At 32.2% G+C, this 16,061-nt stretch carries 15 protein-coding genes; 6 read left to right on the top strand and 9 right to left on the bottom strand.

The features are described from left to right. Positions 1 to 26: 26 nt before the first annotated feature. Together ER639_RS04950 and ER639_RS04945 are read right to left on the bottom strand one after the other, a co-directional pair. Positions 27 to 974, bottom strand: coding sequence for an L-lactate dehydrogenase (locus tag ER639_RS04950; protein WP_129064654.1), 948 nt, complete (start codon positions 972 to 974; stop codon positions 27 to 29). Positions 975 to 1,080: 106 nt separating this feature from the next. After that, positions 1,081 to 2,679: an L-lactate permease gene (locus ER639_RS04945; protein WP_129064653.1), complete on the bottom strand. Its 1,599-nt coding sequence runs from the start codon at positions 2,677 to 2,679 to the stop codon at positions 1,081 to 1,083. A gap of 360 nt (positions 2,680 to 3,039) precedes the next feature. On the opposite strand from ER639_RS04945, the gene ER639_RS04940 reads away from it, so the two are divergent. Beyond that, positions 3,040 to 3,543, top strand: coding sequence for a hypothetical protein (locus ER639_RS04940; RefSeq protein ID WP_129064652.1), 504 nt, complete (start codon positions 3,040 to 3,042; stop codon positions 3,541 to 3,543). A gap of 207 nt (positions 3,544 to 3,750) precedes the next feature. On the opposite strand, the gene ER639_RS04935 is transcribed toward ER639_RS04940, so the two are convergent. The 4 genes from ER639_RS04935 to ER639_RS04920 form a co-directional block, all read right to left on the bottom strand. Beyond that, positions 3,751 to 4,971, bottom strand: coding sequence for a NupC/NupG family nucleoside CNT transporter (locus ER639_RS04935; protein ID WP_129064651.1), 1,221 nt, complete (start codon positions 4,969 to 4,971; stop codon positions 3,751 to 3,753). 176 nt (positions 4,972 to 5,147) lie between these two features. Further along, positions 5,148 to 5,855: an ABC transporter permease subunit gene (locus ER639_RS04930; protein WP_129064650.1), complete on the bottom strand. Its 708-nt coding sequence runs from the start codon at positions 5,853 to 5,855 to the stop codon at positions 5,148 to 5,150. A 1-nt stretch (position 5,856) separates the two neighbouring features. After that, a complete protein-coding gene (locus ER639_RS04925) occupies positions 5,857 to 6,705 on the bottom strand; it encodes an ABC transporter ATP-binding protein (RefSeq protein ID WP_129064649.1) in 849 nt (282 codons plus the stop codon). Positions 6,706 to 6,786: 81 nt separating this feature from the next. Then, positions 6,787 to 7,779, bottom strand: a complete 993-nt coding sequence (locus ER639_RS04920) for a LytTR family DNA-binding domain-containing protein (RefSeq protein WP_129064648.1) — start codon at positions 7,777 to 7,779, stop codon at positions 6,787 to 6,789. A 158-nt stretch (positions 7,780 to 7,937) separates the two neighbouring features. Here ER639_RS04920 and ER639_RS04915 point away from each other — a divergent pair, with 158 nt between their 5' ends. Continuing rightward, positions 7,938 to 9,317, top strand: a complete 1,380-nt coding sequence (locus tag ER639_RS04915) for a DUF1958 domain-containing protein (protein ID WP_129064647.1) — start codon at positions 7,938 to 7,940, stop codon at positions 9,315 to 9,317. A gap of 44 nt (positions 9,318 to 9,361) precedes the next feature. Here ER639_RS04915 and ER639_RS04910 read toward each other — a convergent pair whose 3' ends face one another. Both ER639_RS04910 and ER639_RS04905 read right to left on the bottom strand, forming a co-directional pair. Next, positions 9,362 to 10,930 carry a hypothetical protein gene (locus ER639_RS04910; protein WP_129064646.1) on the bottom strand — a complete coding sequence of 523 codons (1,569 nt, stop codon included), beginning with the start codon at positions 10,928 to 10,930 and terminating at the stop codon, positions 9,362 to 9,364. Continuing rightward, positions 10,923 to 11,705 (bottom strand): ABC transporter ATP-binding protein, encoded by a 783-nt coding sequence (locus ER639_RS04905; RefSeq protein ID WP_240663991.1) that lies wholly within the window; start codon positions 11,703 to 11,705, stop codon positions 10,923 to 10,925. Before ER639_RS04905 ends, ER639_RS04910 begins: the two co-directional genes overlap by 8 nt. 182 nt (positions 11,706 to 11,887) lie before the next feature. Between ER639_RS04905 and ER639_RS04900 the strand changes: the two genes are divergently transcribed. After that, entirely contained in the window at positions 11,888 to 12,643 is a 756-nt protein-coding gene (locus ER639_RS04900) for a M50 family metallopeptidase (RefSeq protein ID WP_164993363.1), read from the top strand. 64 nt (positions 12,644 to 12,707) lie between these two features. Here the strand turns inward: ER639_RS04900 and ER639_RS04895 are convergent, their stop codons facing one another. Next, positions 12,708 to 13,352 carry a metal-dependent transcriptional regulator gene (locus tag ER639_RS04895; RefSeq protein ID WP_129064644.1) on the bottom strand — a complete coding sequence of 215 codons (645 nt, stop codon included), beginning with the start codon at positions 13,350 to 13,352 and terminating at the stop codon, positions 12,708 to 12,710. Between the two features lie 149 nt (positions 13,353 to 13,501). On the opposite strand from ER639_RS04895, the gene ER639_RS04890 reads away from it, so the two are divergent. Genes ER639_RS04890 through ER639_RS04880 form a run of 3 tightly spaced genes read left to right on the top strand, consistent with a single transcriptional unit; the run spans position 13,502 to position 15,955 of the window. After that, complete coding sequence (locus ER639_RS04890) at positions 13,502 to 14,212, top strand: metal ABC transporter ATP-binding protein (protein WP_129064643.1); 711 nt, start codon at positions 13,502 to 13,504, stop codon at positions 14,210 to 14,212. Continuing rightward, positions 14,200 to 15,036, top strand: a complete 837-nt coding sequence (locus tag ER639_RS04885) for a metal ABC transporter permease (RefSeq protein ID WP_129064642.1) — start codon at positions 14,200 to 14,202, stop codon at positions 15,034 to 15,036. Before ER639_RS04890 ends, ER639_RS04885 begins: the two co-directional genes overlap by 13 nt. Next, the gene (locus ER639_RS04880; protein ID WP_483306228.1) at positions 15,020 to 15,955 is read left to right on the top strand and encodes a metal ABC transporter solute-binding protein, Zn/Mn family; all 936 of its coding nucleotides are present in this window, start codon (positions 15,020 to 15,022) and stop codon (positions 15,953 to 15,955) included. Before ER639_RS04885 ends, ER639_RS04880 begins: the two co-directional genes overlap by 17 nt. Positions 15,956 to 16,061 lie beyond the last annotated feature (106 nt).

Here is a 16,061-nt window from a genome sequence, read left to right as displayed (position 1 = left end):
ATTCGATTTCATGTTATCTGTTTATATTACTCAAAAAATGGTGATTGAATTGCTTTTAATGTTTCTACTGATTTAGCAAATTTTGCTTGTTCTTCTTGATCCAATGGTGTTTCTAAAATGCGGTTAATACCGTTACGGTTGATGATTGCTGGTACACCAATGTACACATCGTCATGACCATATTCACCATTTAATTTTGCAGAAACAGTTAATACTGAATTTTCGTTACCTAAAATGGCTTTAGAAATTCTTGTTAGACCCATTGCAACACCGTAATAAGTTGCACCTTTTGCTTTAATAATGTCGTAAGCTGCATCACGTGTTTGTACGAAAATTTCTTCCATACGTCCTTGTTTTTCTGGGTTTTCTTCTAATAATTTTTTAAGTGAAATACCACCAATATTCGCATGTGACCAAACGGCTAATTCTGAATCACCATGTTCACCAATGATGTAAGCATGAACACTGTTTGCTGATACATCAAATTCTTCACTTAATAAATGTCTGAAACGCGCTGAGTCTAGAATTGTACCTGAACCAATAACTCTGTTTTCTGGTAAACCTGAGAATTTTTGAACTGCGTAAGTTAATACGTCAACTGGGTTTGTTGCAATTAAGAAAATACCATCAAATCCTGTTGCCATAATCTCATCAATGATAGCTTTGAAGATTTTCATGTTTTTGCCGACTAAGTCTAAACGTGTTTCACCAGGCTTTTGAGCAGCTCCTGCACAAATAACGATTAATGATGCGTCGCCACATTCTTCATAAGTACCGAATCTGATTTTCATTGGGCTTGGTGCATAAACAACACCATGATTTAAATCCATTGCATCGCCTTTTGCTTTTTCTTCGTTTAAATCTATAATTACAAATTCATCACATACACCTTGGTTTAACATTGAGAATGCATAACTTGAACCTACTGCACCGTTACCTACTAATACTACTTTATTACCTTTAATTTCTGCCATTTTAAAAACTCCTTTGAGTAATTGTCATTTTTAATGAAATTTTTCAATTTATTGATAACATACCTTGTTATTGATTACAAATAATTCGATGTTTATTACGATCTGCTTATAACACTAAACTTAAAATAAATGTCCAAATACAAACGAATGCTACAAGTGAGATGCTATATTTTAAAGTCATTTTTAATAATTCAGATTCTCTACCAACTTCACCAACAGATGCTGTTGCGATTGCGATTGATTGTGGAGAAATTAATTTCGCCATAACCCCACCTGCTGTATTTGCTGATACTAATAATGCTGGTGATGTTCCAATTGTATGACCTGCTGTTACTTGAATTGGTGCAAATAATGTATTGTTATTTACTACTGATCCAGTCATGAATACACCGATCCAACCTAAGATAGGTGATAATAATGGGAAGATACCGCCTGTTTTAGCAACTGCTTGACCCATTGCTGCTGTTAAACCACCGTAAGTTGTTAATTTTGCAATCGCTAAGATAAAGCAAATTGTTGCTACTGGAATCCATAATTCTTTAATCGTTTTTCCTAATAAACCAAATGCTGCACCCAAATTAATTTTTGGGCTTGTTGCTACTGTTAATAATACTGCTAATAAAATCGCTGTTCCTGTTGCTCCAATTAAGTCTAACTTGATAGCAATACCTTTTTGTAATGCTTCATTAAATGTTCCAGGAATTTGATATAAAATAACCGCTTTACTTAAAGCACCTGTTGGTAAGAATAATGCTTTAAATGATGGTAAGCTCCAAACCAACACTAAACCTGTTAAGAAATAGAATGGTGACCATGCTGCTGCAATTGTTTTTACAGAATGTCTTGCTGTTACTGATGTATCACTTTCATCTACACGGTAGATGTTTTTAGGTTGCCATTTCATACAGAATACTGCTAAAGCACCCATTGCAAGTAATGATGGGATAATATCTGCAAGTTCAGGTCCCATAAATACTGTAATGAAAATTTGAACAAATGTATAAACTGATGATGTTACTAAAATTGCTGGTAATACTTCTTTGATACCTTTTAAACCATTTAAAATAAAGATTAATAAAAACGGAATTGTAAAGTTGATGATTGGTAAAGTATATGCAGTAAATGCAGATACTTCAGCAGCTGTTAAGCCACCTTTTAAACCTAATGTATTGATGATTCCTACTGGAATACCAATCGCTCCAAATGCACCTGATGCACCATTTGCAATTAAACAGAACATTGCAGCTTGTAAAGGTTTGAATCCTAATTGCACTAATAACACTGCACAAATCGCAATCGGTACACCGAATCCAGCTGCACCTTCTAAGAATGCGTTAAAACTAAAACCGATTAATAATAATTGAATACGTTGGTCACGAGAAATACCTGCGATTGAATCTTGAATGACTTGGAATTTACCGCTCTCAACAGATACTTTATATAACCAAACAGCCATAATAATAATGTAACCGATTGGGAAAATCCCTTGAACAACACCTTCAGCAATACCTGCTGAAGCGATACCTACTGGTAATTTAAACACAAGTATACTTACTACAATCGTTACCACTAATGTTACAAGTGCTGCATGAATCCCTTTCATTTTAAAAACTGTTAAACATAATAAAAACAAAATAATTGGTACTGCTGCCACAATTGAAGATAAAGCTAAATTGTGGAACGGATCAAACGAACTGACAAACATAATTTTTTCTCCTATCTCTTTGTGAAAATTTTATTAGATTTATTAAATGAATAAAAGTAATAAAAAGTGTATAATTATTTATTTAATAAATATAATATCCTTTTCACATTTATTTGTTATTTGTTTCACAAACAAATAATACTATGAATACAACAACATTTCAACACATTTTTGTGATTTTTTTCACAAAAATATAATGAATACGTTTTCATCGTGATATTCATTACACCGAATAAATATTACAAGTAATTTACATGGAAATGTAACCACTTTCACAAACTTCTCGTATAAATGGTTGAAACATTCCTTATCGGGAAATAATAAGATAATATTAATTTAATAAACCTTGGAGGAGATATTATGAATAAAAAATGGATCATTGCTTTATTAAGTGCCACTGTATTTTTAATACCTACGACAACTGAAGCAGCAGGCAGCTATTATTATTGGCATCATGGGGATATGGATGATTCAACAGTATTAAATAGTAACTTTAGACAAGCCATTAAGTACAATCACTTTACTTACGATGACGTGAACATTAATACAAGCTTTAAAACTTTTAAAAATGTAATGCGTCAAAATGGATACAGCTATAAAAAAGTCAGAACAAATGTTTACCAATCTAGAAATGCAACATTCGTCTTTAAAGATGGTCGATTAAATGGGCTATACTTCTCTTTTAAAGACTATGCAATCTCATCAGGTACTATTAAAAAGCACTATGGCACACCCGCTTCGATTAATAATATAAAGAACGGAAAAACATATGTATATAAGAGCCAAAAAGGCATTAAAAACAAATTTGATTTTGTTAAAACATCAAAAGGCTATAAACTAGCTGGATTTATGACTTCTAAATAATTAAGCAAAAAATAAGCGCGTGGATTAAAATCCACGCGCTTTTTAACTGTTGGCTACTTCTCTTTTTGGCTTTAAAACACGTTTCAAACGATTTCTAAGATTCCTTAAATATCTGTTCTTCATCGTATTAGCCTCCTTAAATGATCCGCTAACCTTATACAGTTGTGATTATAACATGATTTAACACAAAAGTGTTATATTTCACTATTACCAGCTGAATAAACCTACAAAACCTGCTGATAATAATGATACTAAAATACCTGCTAATAACATCATTGGAACGTATTTCGCAATGTAATCTGAAGTTTTCATATCTACTAAACCTTTTAAACATCCAATAATCATACCGATTGTTGAGAAGTTTGCAAATGAAATTAAGAATGTTACTAATACAGCTTTCATGTGGTTATCCATTGTTTTTAATGCATCTTGAATACCAATCATTACAACGAATTCGTTTGTAACGATTTTTGTTGCCATATGTCCAGCAACTGTCCAAGCTTCTGCAACTGGTAAACCAAGTAATAAAGCAAATGGGAACATAAATACACCTAAAATATCTTTTAAGCGCACATCATATGGTGTCCATCTGTCTAATAATGATAATAACATATCTGCAAACGCTGCTAATGAAACGAATGCGATTAAGAATGCAATGATGATTAAGATTAATTTACCTGCACCTAATACTGAGTCACCTAAGAATGAGAAGAATGGTTGACGCTCACCTTCGTTAACATCAGCGATGAAATCTTCTTCTGGTGTTACTTTAACTGGGTTTAAAATTGTACTAATAATAATTGCGTTAATGATGTTTAATGGAATTGCTGTTAATACTAATTCACCAGGTACCATTGTTACATAAGCACCAACGATAGATCCTGAAATACAACTCATAGACATTAAAGCTAATGTTAACACACGTGCTGGGCTCATTTGACCAACTTGTGCTTTAGAAACCGCTAAAGCTTCAGTGTTACCTAATACCATCATTTCTACTGAGTAGAAAGATTCGAATTTAGGTTGTCCAGTTATTTTACCAATTAACCAACCTGTCCATTTAATAATGAAAGGTAATACGCCGATGTACATTAAAATATCAAATAATGGTACAACGAATAAAATTGGTAATAATGCTGAAACAGCCATATCTCGTAATTGAGGTTTATCTAAGTGTGCCATACTTGCGAAAGGCATACCGATACCTTGGTAAGCAGCTTGTAACATCCAGCTGAATCCATCAGCTACAGCTTTAACTGCGTTACGACCAAATGAGAATTGTGTAAAGAACCATGCTAACACTAAGTTAACAACTAACATGATGGCTACTGATTTCCAATCAATGTTCTTTTTATCACGAGAGAATAAAAATGCGACTAAGATAAAGACAAAGATACCTAAGACGTTAACTAATAAAAATAAGTTCATGATTTCCACCTTTTAAAAAATTTTGTGTACAAGAAATTATATCATGGTTATGAAAAAAAGTAAGCATAAAAATTGAACAAATGCGAACAATAACCTTTGACCGCATAAAAAAACACACTCAATATCCGTATATTAACAAATTGAATGTGTTTTCATTATTTTTCATCTTCGGTTTTCTAATAATCTTGCTTGCTTTTGTTAAAATAATACACTGTCAATATAAAAGCAATCACAACCCATATGATTAATATGAATAAATGACTCATTTGTTTTTCATTAATATATTCAACATACTGATTCCCTGGTAAATAATGGGCCAATTTAAGAAATTTATTATCTTTGTCTAATCCAAACGTATCCATCATAGGTGACATCGCAAATATAAATAATATCGGCAATAAATACACACTCGTTGATGCAACCGTTTTAACGTGTAAGCCTAAAGCTGTCCCAATTAATAAGAAGAACAACATGAATAAAACGCCTCCAACAATCCAACGGTAGTTGATTGATACATTAGGGTGCATCATCCACATCGATCCGATAATAGAAATAATCGTAAAAAAGATCACAACGATACTTTTCCCTAGCAATATATCTATCATGCTTGCTGGCGAATTAATTAATCCCCTTAACGTCCCTTTTTCATTTTCTTCTGCCAACATTGTCATCATACCTGATGTACAAACACTTGAGAAAGTGACTGCTAAAATAAGCACGACCATAGCAGTTGCAATTTTATCCGGCATAGGCTCTTTATCCCCTAACTTGCCGTAAAAAACACCTAATAAAATCGGTAATATCGGCATTGTGAGTAGTGCCATGTTCCTCATAAATTCTTTAACATCTTTTTCTGCAATCGCCATAATTCTTGTAATATTCATTTTAAACAAGCCCCTTTCCTGTTAATTGAATAAATACTTCATTTAATGTTGGTTCATCTGAATGAATACTTCTTATCTCATCATTTAACATCCAATGTTTAATTTGATTTGCTGTTTCTTCTGTCTGAGGTAATTCAAATGTTCGTTGATCTTTTAATGTGACATGTAAATGTTTATTTGAATATTGATACTTCAAAGCATCCGGTTTGTCCAATGCGATTAATCTTCCATTATTAATCAGTGCAATGCGATCACAAAGTGTTTCTGCTTCTTGCATATTATGTGTCGTTAAAAAGATTGTCGTTCCTTGTTCTTTTAACTTTAACAAACCTTTATGAATATGCATCGTTGTATTAGGATCAAGCGCTGATGTTGGTTCATCTAAAAAAAGCAACTTCGGTTCATGGATTAATGCTTTGGCTAACAGGATACGTTGTTTCATTCCTTTAGATAGAGATTTAACTACCGTATTCTTTTCAGATACTAAATCTACAAAGTTTAATGCTTTCTCAATATTGCTTACAGGCTTATTGTAAATTTTCACAAACATTTTTAAATTGTCTTTCACTGTCAATCTTTCATAGAGTGCACTATTATCTGAAAGTATTCCAATTGATTTTCTATATTTATCTTTATGTAAATCTTCTTTATTAAAATGCATTACTTTTGCATCACCACTTGTAATGCTTGTTTCCCCAGTTAACATTTTAATGGTTGTTGTTTTCCCAGAACCACTCGGTCCTAATAACCCAAATATTTCACCAGTCTTCACATCGAACGATAATGTATCTACTGCTTTTTTATTTCCGTATTGTTTCTTTAGGTGTGTAAGTTCAATCATTTTATCCATAATAAAACCTCCTCATCAATTAACTATCTTTATTGTAAGGAGGTAAGCATACCAGCACATTATTATTACATTGAAATGTAGTTATTTTTCGGTGAACTGTACCATTTCACTATTAAAAAAATCATTCATTTCTTTTACTTTCGTTCGTGATAATGGGATAAATGTCTTATCGTTTGTTTCTAATTTAATTGAATATGTATTTTTAGACCAAGTAATCATCTCACTCACCTTTTGTAAGTTCACGATAAATGATCGATGACATCTATAAAAGCCATATATTTTTAATTTCTGCTCTAGCTCTTGCAAAGTATAGTCCGCTTTATGTGATTCATTATTCACATAGATATTGGTTTTGCCTTCACTTGCTTCAATATAATCAATATCTTCAGGATTAATAAATAACGTTTTATCTTGTACTTTTACAGAAATTCTTGTGACATTTTGTATTTGCAGTTTATCTTGAATTATTTCCTGGGAATTATTATGTTTTTCTTCTATAAGTGGTGCGATATTATTATTTTCTGCTGTAATGTTGTCTTCTACACCATCTTGTTCTACGATTACTTGTTTAAATGTATCTTTTTGTAACCTATAAACTTCATTCGTAAACAACAAGGCATGGTCTACATGACTCACTACAATAGTGATGCTTTTACTTACATTAAAACGTGGTAAATAATTCATAAACCAATTAATAGTTGTGGTTTCAATCATATAAATCGGTTCAATTAACATCACTGATGGCTTTGGCTGAATCATACACAATAATATTCTTAATTTAAAATATTCATCCTCATCTAATTCTTTCAGTTTCTTGTTTTGTACTTGGTCTAATTCAAATGCACTCAATATTTCATTTAAACTAAAGGGTGCACTATACCATTTCAACAAGAATTTTATGTATTCATAAATTTTCATTCGCTCAGGTAATTGATCTTTAAATGATTCAATCCATATTTCTGGGTGCTTTTCATTCATTTGAATCAATGACTTTTGCTTATCTCTTCTAAGAACAAGTGCTATTATTGGAAGTTTTTGTGTTTGTAGCCCCTTAAATTGATCTTCAAAACTCATTTTTATTCACCACTTTTATGTTTTTTTCTAATATTATACACATGTTTTAATTATTATTTCCGTATATATTAAATAAATTGTGCATCGTTTACATTTAATTTACTTTAGTGTGGTAATATAATTATTAATGATTTGTATAGATAAGATTGAGGTTTGCTATGAACATGATAAAATTTAAACATTTTCATAAATCGAAGTTAGTATATCGCGTGACATTCCTGCTATTGAGTTGTCTTGTATTGTTTGCGCCAATGACGGCTTATGCAGATACACCTGCAGATATAGCGAATAATGACGGTTATAGTATTGATTATAAGTATAACCCTAAGGGCGATGTTGTTATTTCAGCTTACAACGGTCAGATTCTTTATGGTTATAATATTGATGCAAAATGGCCACCTGCTTCCATGTCTAAATTAATGACATTGTATTTATTAATGCAAGAAATGGATAAAGGTAAGGTTACTTATAAAACGAAAGTGACTGTTAATGATAAATATTATGGTATTTCTAAATTACCAATGTTATCTAATAACAATTTTCGTAAGGGTGCAACATACACGGTCGACGAATTAATTCAAATTATGCTAACTGCTTCAAGTAACTCAGCCACATTCATGTTAGCCAACTTAGTAGATAAAGATGATTCTGACTTTGTTGACTTAATGAACCGTAAAGCAAATGAACTTGGAATGACCAATACAAGATTCTATAATCCAGCAGGTCCGCCTAACAATTTATTATTACAATACAAACCAAAACGCTATTTACAAGATGATGATAATATTTCATCTTCTCGTGATTTTGCTATTTTATGTCAACATCTTGTGACTGAATATCCTGAAATATTAAAGTATACAAGTAAAGTCAATGTCACAGTAAAAAAAGGGACACAAGACCAAGAAACGTTTGGTACTTATAACCATTCATTAGAAGGTGCCAAACTTGGCTATAAAGGTGTTGATGGATTAAAGACGGGCTCAAGTGATACTGCTGGGTTCAATACTGCAATCACTGGTAAACAGAACAACATGCGTATCATCCAAATCATGCTTGGTGTAGAAGATTGGTATGACCCACCAGCTGAATTCAACCGTAATAAAATGGCGAATGCAATTATGGATTTGATATATAGTAAATATGCTTATAAAAAAGTATTGTCTAAGGGTGTTCACAAAGTTAATGGAAAAGAAATCATTGTATTTAATGATTTATATGACATTGTACGCGACGGTCAAAAAGGCAAACTGATTTATAAAAACGGCAAAGTACATTACGAATATGATCGTGAATTTATTTCTAAAGATTACAATGCACCAACCGTAAAGTATGAAGATTATGAGAAGTATAAAACTGAACAATTCTTCAAGCATAATCTTTGGTGGATTGTAATGGTATCTATCTTCTCAATTATTGCAGGCATATTCTTATTAATTTATTATTTTAGACCACATTGGTTTAAATCAGTAAAAATGATTTGCACTCAAAAATATCAATCACTCGTAAAATGGATTAAAAACAAAAGAAAGAAAGATTAATAACAAATAAAAATAGCATGCGCTGCATGCTATTTTTTTATGAATTAATCAACATAGGTTATTTTAAGTTTTTGTTCATATTGTTTTACACATGCTTTAAAACTTACAAAGTATATGATTGCACCAATACATACGACAATGACTGTCAACACAATAAATCTTATGAATAATGCGAGTCCTAGTGCACCAATCAAGAATTGTACTGCTACAATAAGTCCAATAAATCCCATGACCGTCAGTAAAGATACAAATCCCATTCCTGTAGAAATACGCTTTCCAGGATTTTTCTTACTAATTTGTGGTTCGGTAATACCGAATTTTATACCTAACAGAGATAAACTAAACGCCGTTGCGTAAGCTGAAATGATTGCACAAACAACAAATAATGGATTGGCTTGAATCACAATACCAAAAATCACTAATGGGATGCTAAATAATGTTCCCGACGTTAAAGATGCTGATTTCCATTTTGCGCGAACAACATCTTTAAAATCTATCGGTAAACTATACAATAAATCATATTGTTCGGCATCTTTTGCAGCAAACATAGAGCTTATTGTAATCACCACATATCCCGTTCCTGCTGTTGCTATACCGAAAAGCGTCGTCGCTTTTACTTCATCCGTCCATGACAACATTTCATGAATACCACCTGATTGCATAATAACAAATATAAAATAAGGAATTGGAATAATGACTTGTGGTAATACTGCACTGATTTCACGAAAATCTCTTAATAATAACTTTTTATCTTTCATTCTAAACGCTTGTTCAGGTGTCATAATCGTTGACGTATATTTTTTTGAACGTTTTTTTATTGTTTCTGTAGTGAAGTCATCCTTACCATATTTAATTAATAGACGGTACATCAACACATGTAATACAATACCAACCAATAATATTAATCCACTAATCATCACATCAATATAACCATTCAAGTTATTGATCATAATCTTCGCAATAAAATTAAATGGTAAATAATCAGGTAGCTTAGGTAAATTTTGAATGATTTTATTACCAATACCTAAATAAATAAAGTAACTACAAGCGCCAACTAAACCTAACACCGCTGTCATGATTTCCTTTATCTTTGATTTCGGAATTAATTTTGTCAATAAAAATACAAAGCCAAAAGTTAAAACAATGTAAATCATCGTCAATCCAAGCATTGTAATCATGACTTTAATCACTGTTAGCATACTATGTACAATTGCATACAAATTAAATGACATCGTCACACTGATTAATAAATACAACCAAAACAATGGCATAAACCACAACTTTAACATCTTTACCGTAAATACATGTTGTATCCCAATAGGAAGCGTAAGTAGTTGTTTAATATCATTTGCTATAAAAAAGTCATTAATAATCGTTGTTATCGATGATACAAAAATAATTAAAAAGTAGAACAAAGCAATATATGCTGTTAAATTAATGATATTTGTTTTGGGTAATTGATAACCTAAAGAAATGAATCCAACGATCATAGGTGCAAGAACAATAAATATTGCCAGATAACCAATGATGGTTAATGCTTTCGTTGCACCAGATAGTGCTTTGAAACTATTGATGAAACTGCGCCATTCCATCTTCAGCATTGCTTTAATCATGCGCTTCACCACGCTCTGTTAACTTTAAGAACACGTCTTCTAATGTCGCATTTTCTAAATGACTTAATGCTCTTAAATTATCTAGTGTTCCTTCAGCTTTCAATACACCATTGTGCACGATACCAATTCTATCAGCGAGTTGCTCAGCAATCTCTAAAATATGCGTCGTTAAAAAGACAGTTTTACCTAACGTTGTTTGATGCTTTAAATACGCCTTTAAGTTTCTTGTACTGAGGGGATCTAACCCTACAGTCGGCTCATCTAAGAAAATAATATCTGGCTCGTGCATTAATCCTGCAACTAGTACAATTTTTTGACGCATACCGTGTGAGTAGCCTTCAATCAATTGATTTGTTTTACCTTCTAGCTCAAACAAACTGAGTAATTCATGCTTTTTCGCTTCGTAAACAGCTTTATCCATTTTGAAAATAGAAGCATAAAAATCTAAATATTCATCACCTGTTAATTTCCCTAAAGTATTCGGCGTATCTGGAATGTATGCAATACGACATTTAATATCGATAGCATGATCCACTAACGATTGACCAAACATAGAAACACCACCGCTTGATGGTTCTAATAAACCAATTAACATTTTAATAGTAGTAGACTTCCCAGAGCCATTTGGTCCTAAAAAGGCATATAATTCCCCTTTGTTAACCTTTAAATTCAAGTCCTTTACTGCCATAAATCCATTAAAACTTTTTGATAAATGATGCGTTTCAATCACATGTTCTTCATGCATCATATTAGTTGTTTGTTCTACAGTATCCATACAGCCACCCCTATTCGTAATGAGTCTATTTTATCATAAATTGGTATTAAATGAAGCAATAGTAAATACAATACATCGCCATTAAATTTGAGGCGATTTTAACAAAATTTATAAAGATGCATCTCTAGTACGATGAGATGTATCTTTTTTCATACTATAATGTACTTTAGGAGATGAATTTCATGTCACAATTACTTACAACACCCATTACTTATCAGCCGTTATGGTTAATATTATTTACATTCATATACTTTGTTTTGTCTTATACATTGAGTTCAACGAATTTCTTGCTGCGCTTAATGAAGAGCTTCCCAACATTATTACATGAATTTGGTCATGCCTTTATGTGTTTATTGACGGGTGGTAATGTTAAAGACATTGTCATTGTATTATCACACCGCGAACAAATTGCAACACAACGATTAGGATATGCGGAGACCTTGATGACAGGTAGGTTTAATCAGTTTGCTACGATGATAGCAGGTTATTTATTTCCACCCTTGTATTTATTATTAGGTTATCATGCACTCATACATCAATTCACTACGATTTATCTCGTTTTATTATTCTTAGTATTTCTATTTTATTTCATCAAAACGAGTCGTAAACTATTTCCCGGGTTATTGATTGTGCTTACAGTGGCCGCTATTTATTTTATAACACAACATCTAAATCAAAATTTCAGTGCTATCTTTATTTATGGCTATCATTTCTTACTTTCAACATTACTAGCAGATACCATTCTTACTTCGATGATGATTATTCGTGTCTATTTATCGCGTAATCAAACTTGGGACGGTGCACTGCTGAAACAAGTGACTAAAATTCCTGCTTTTATTTATGCTCTGCTTTTTATTATTGTTAATCTTTATACGTGTTACATCATCATAAAACCCATCATTCGTACTTGGTTTTATGATGATGGGTTTTATTTTTGAGTTATGTGATTGATTTACTTAATTTTATTGTTCTATTTGTTCTAGAAGCAATTAAAAATAATGCTTAAGGTGCATAATACATCTTCATTGCATTCTCAAAGCTAATGATAAAGGTTTCTTGATTGCTTGTTTGAATATGTACAACATTATTGGCATTGTCTTTTTTTATAAGTATTAATGTATCACCAATCGAAACATTTTGATCACTTAAATATTGTAATAATTGATATTCATCATCGACTTTCTTGAGTTCAAATGCTGTTTGAACATCAAGTTGCATTATCGTTTCATAGCCATCATCTATTATGTTATCCCTTGGAATCAGTGCACCATGCGGGCAATACTTCGGATACCCAAGCATTTTGTCTAAACGTTCGATGAATTTATCCGATACTTTATGCTCTAATATTTCTGCTTCTTCATGTACTTCATTCCACTTATAATCTAAGCTTGCAATTAAGAAACATTCAATAATGCGATGGCGTTTGATAAGTGATAAAGTCGCATCCAATCCTTTTTGAGAAAGTTTTACCCCTTTGTAAGGTTTAATTTCTATATATCCTTCTTGATTTAATCTCGTCATCATCTCCGAGACAGATGGTGGCTTGATATTTAAAGCTTGTGCAATCAATTTATTCGGCACAAATTCATAGTCTGAACTCAGCTCATAAATCACTTTTAAGTAATCCTCTTTTTCATCGGTAAGCATACGATTCCTCCTCGTTATTTCTATTTTATCACGAAATGTTCACATTCATATGTATTGACGCATACTTTTTTTCGTTTATAATTATAATTGTTTTAGGTTACCCTAAATTAATGTTTAGGTTATAGTTATTTTATTAGAAAGGAGTTCTTATGTTTAAAATTGAACAATTGAATGTGCAATACCATCATAAAGATGTGCTTAAAAACATTCATTACACGACACCTGTAACGGGTAATATCGTTGGCATTATGGGACCAAATGGTGCTGGTAAATCAACATTGATTAAAGCCATTCTTGGATTTGCTCCGTCTATAGGCAATTGCACTTTATTCGGTAAACCGATTCAATCACAACTTGATACTATTGGCTATATTCCTCAAAAGTCACACATTGATTTAGACTTTCCAATCACTGTTCAAAATATGATTCGTTTAGGTGGATGTACTAAGAAACGTTTCTTTAAAAGAACAGCCCAATTACGTGTCGATAAAGTCATTCAGTCTTTAAAACTTGAAGACATTAAACATCGAACACTCAACACTTTGAGTGGTGGGCAGTTGCAACGTGTGATTATCGCTCGAGCACTGATTGAGGAAAAAGCAGTATATTTCTTAGATGAACCGTTTGTGGGCATTGATTTTTTAAGTCAAGAAATCATCATCGACCAACTTAAACTATTAAAGTCTCAAGGAAAATTAATCTTCATTGTGCATCACGATTTAGAAAGCGCGAAATCATTATTCGATAATATCATTTGGTTGAATCAAACCATATTGAAATCGGGTCCTGTGCATAAAGTGTTTACTGACGAATGGATTTCTAACACTTATTTAGGGGGTGCGTATTCATGTCATTTATAGAATCCCTCTTCACTTATGAGTTTTTATCACGTGCACTGATTACAGCGGCGATTGTAGGTATCGTTACAGGTGCGGTTGGTTCGCTCGTTACACTACGTGGTCTTAGTTTAATGGGGGATGCCATGAGTCATGCCATTTTACCTGGTGTTGCACTGAGTTTTATTTTAAATATCCCAATGTTTATTGGCGCGCTATGCTCTGGGTTACTCACAAGTGTTTTAATTGAATCTTTAACGAAGTCATCTAAAACGAAAAATGATGCTGCGATTGGCATCGTATTCACTGCTTTCTTCTCCATCGGTGTGATTATGATCAGTTTGATTCAATCAACAACCAATCTGTATCACATTTTATTCGGAAATATATTAACAGTGACCAACGATGCCATGATTGCAACAAGCATTGTAGGCATCGTGGTGCTGTTGATTATCATTTTATGTTTCAAAGCATTAGAGCTGACAACATTTGATGAGACACTTGCAAAGATGAATGGTTTCAACCCAACATTTTGGCATTACTTAGTAATGTTAATGCTTGCATGCGTGACTGTTGTGAGTTTACAAACCGTCGGCATCATACTGGTCGTATCTATGCTTATTACACCCGCATCAAGTGCATTTTTAATTGCAAAGTCTCTAAAAACAATGATGTTCTTGTCGAGCTTTTTTGGCCTCGTCAGTGCTGTCATAGGGATGTATATCAGTTATTTATACAACATACCTAGTGGTGCATGCATTGTACTCATTAGTACAGGTATTTATCTTATTATTTTTATTGTTCATAAACTAAAATTTTTGGAGGTTTCACATGAAAATATTATATAAATCATCACGGAAAACATTTATGGTAGCAATTGCACTTATGTTTATTATCCTACTCGGTGCTTGCCAGAATAAACAGAAACAATCGTTTGAAGTTGTCACAACGAATTCAATTTTATACGACATCACTAAAAATATTGCTGGTGACCAAGTTAAAATTCATAATATTGTCCCTATTGGGCAAGATCCTCACGAATATGAAGTAAAGCCGAAAGATATAGAAGCTATCTCTAAATCGGATTTAATCATTTATAATGGATTAAATCTTGAAACAGGAAATGGTTGGTTTAATAATGCGTTAAAACAAGCTAATAAAAAAATAAATAGTAAAGAAGTTGTTGCAGCTAGCCAATCTGTTGAAAAGATTTATTTAGAAAATGGGAAAAATGACGACAAAAAAGTAGATCCTCATGCTTGGTTAAGTATCGATAATGGTGTGAAATATGCCAAAACAATTGCAAATGCTTTAATCGAAAAAGATCCAAAACATAAATCAATTTATGAGCAAAACCTTAAAACTTATACAAAGAAGCTGGAACAATTGAGCAATCAATATAAGAATAAATTTAATGATATTGATGACAAGCATAAAATACTTATCACGAGTGAAGGTGCCTTTAAATATTTTAGTAGAGATTATCACTTGAACCATCAATACATATGGGAAATCAATACAGAGAAGCAAGGGACACCAGAACAAATGAAACGTATTATTGATTACATTAAACATCATGATGTGAAATCACTTTATGTTGAATCAAGTGTCGATAAACGTAGTATGAATGCATTATCTGAGCAAACACATCTACCAATACACGGTGAAGTCTACACAGACTCTATCGGTAAAAAAGGCACAAAAGCAGATTCATACTACAACATGATGAAACATAATATTACTGTGATTCATGACGGTATGAAATAAACAATTGCATTTAGTTTTTAATATATAAATTTTAGTAATTCAAAATCAAAAATAAAAAAGCCATTATAAAAACCCGTATGACGCTGTGGTAACGTCATACGGGTTC

This window comes from Macrococcus sp. DPC7161 (assembly GCF_004117835.1).
GTDB lineage: Bacteria > Bacillota > Bacilli > Staphylococcales > Staphylococcaceae > SDSC01.
The sequence above is the reverse complement of the archived record's forward strand: the minus strand, read 5'-3'. Positions and strand labels throughout refer to the sequence as shown.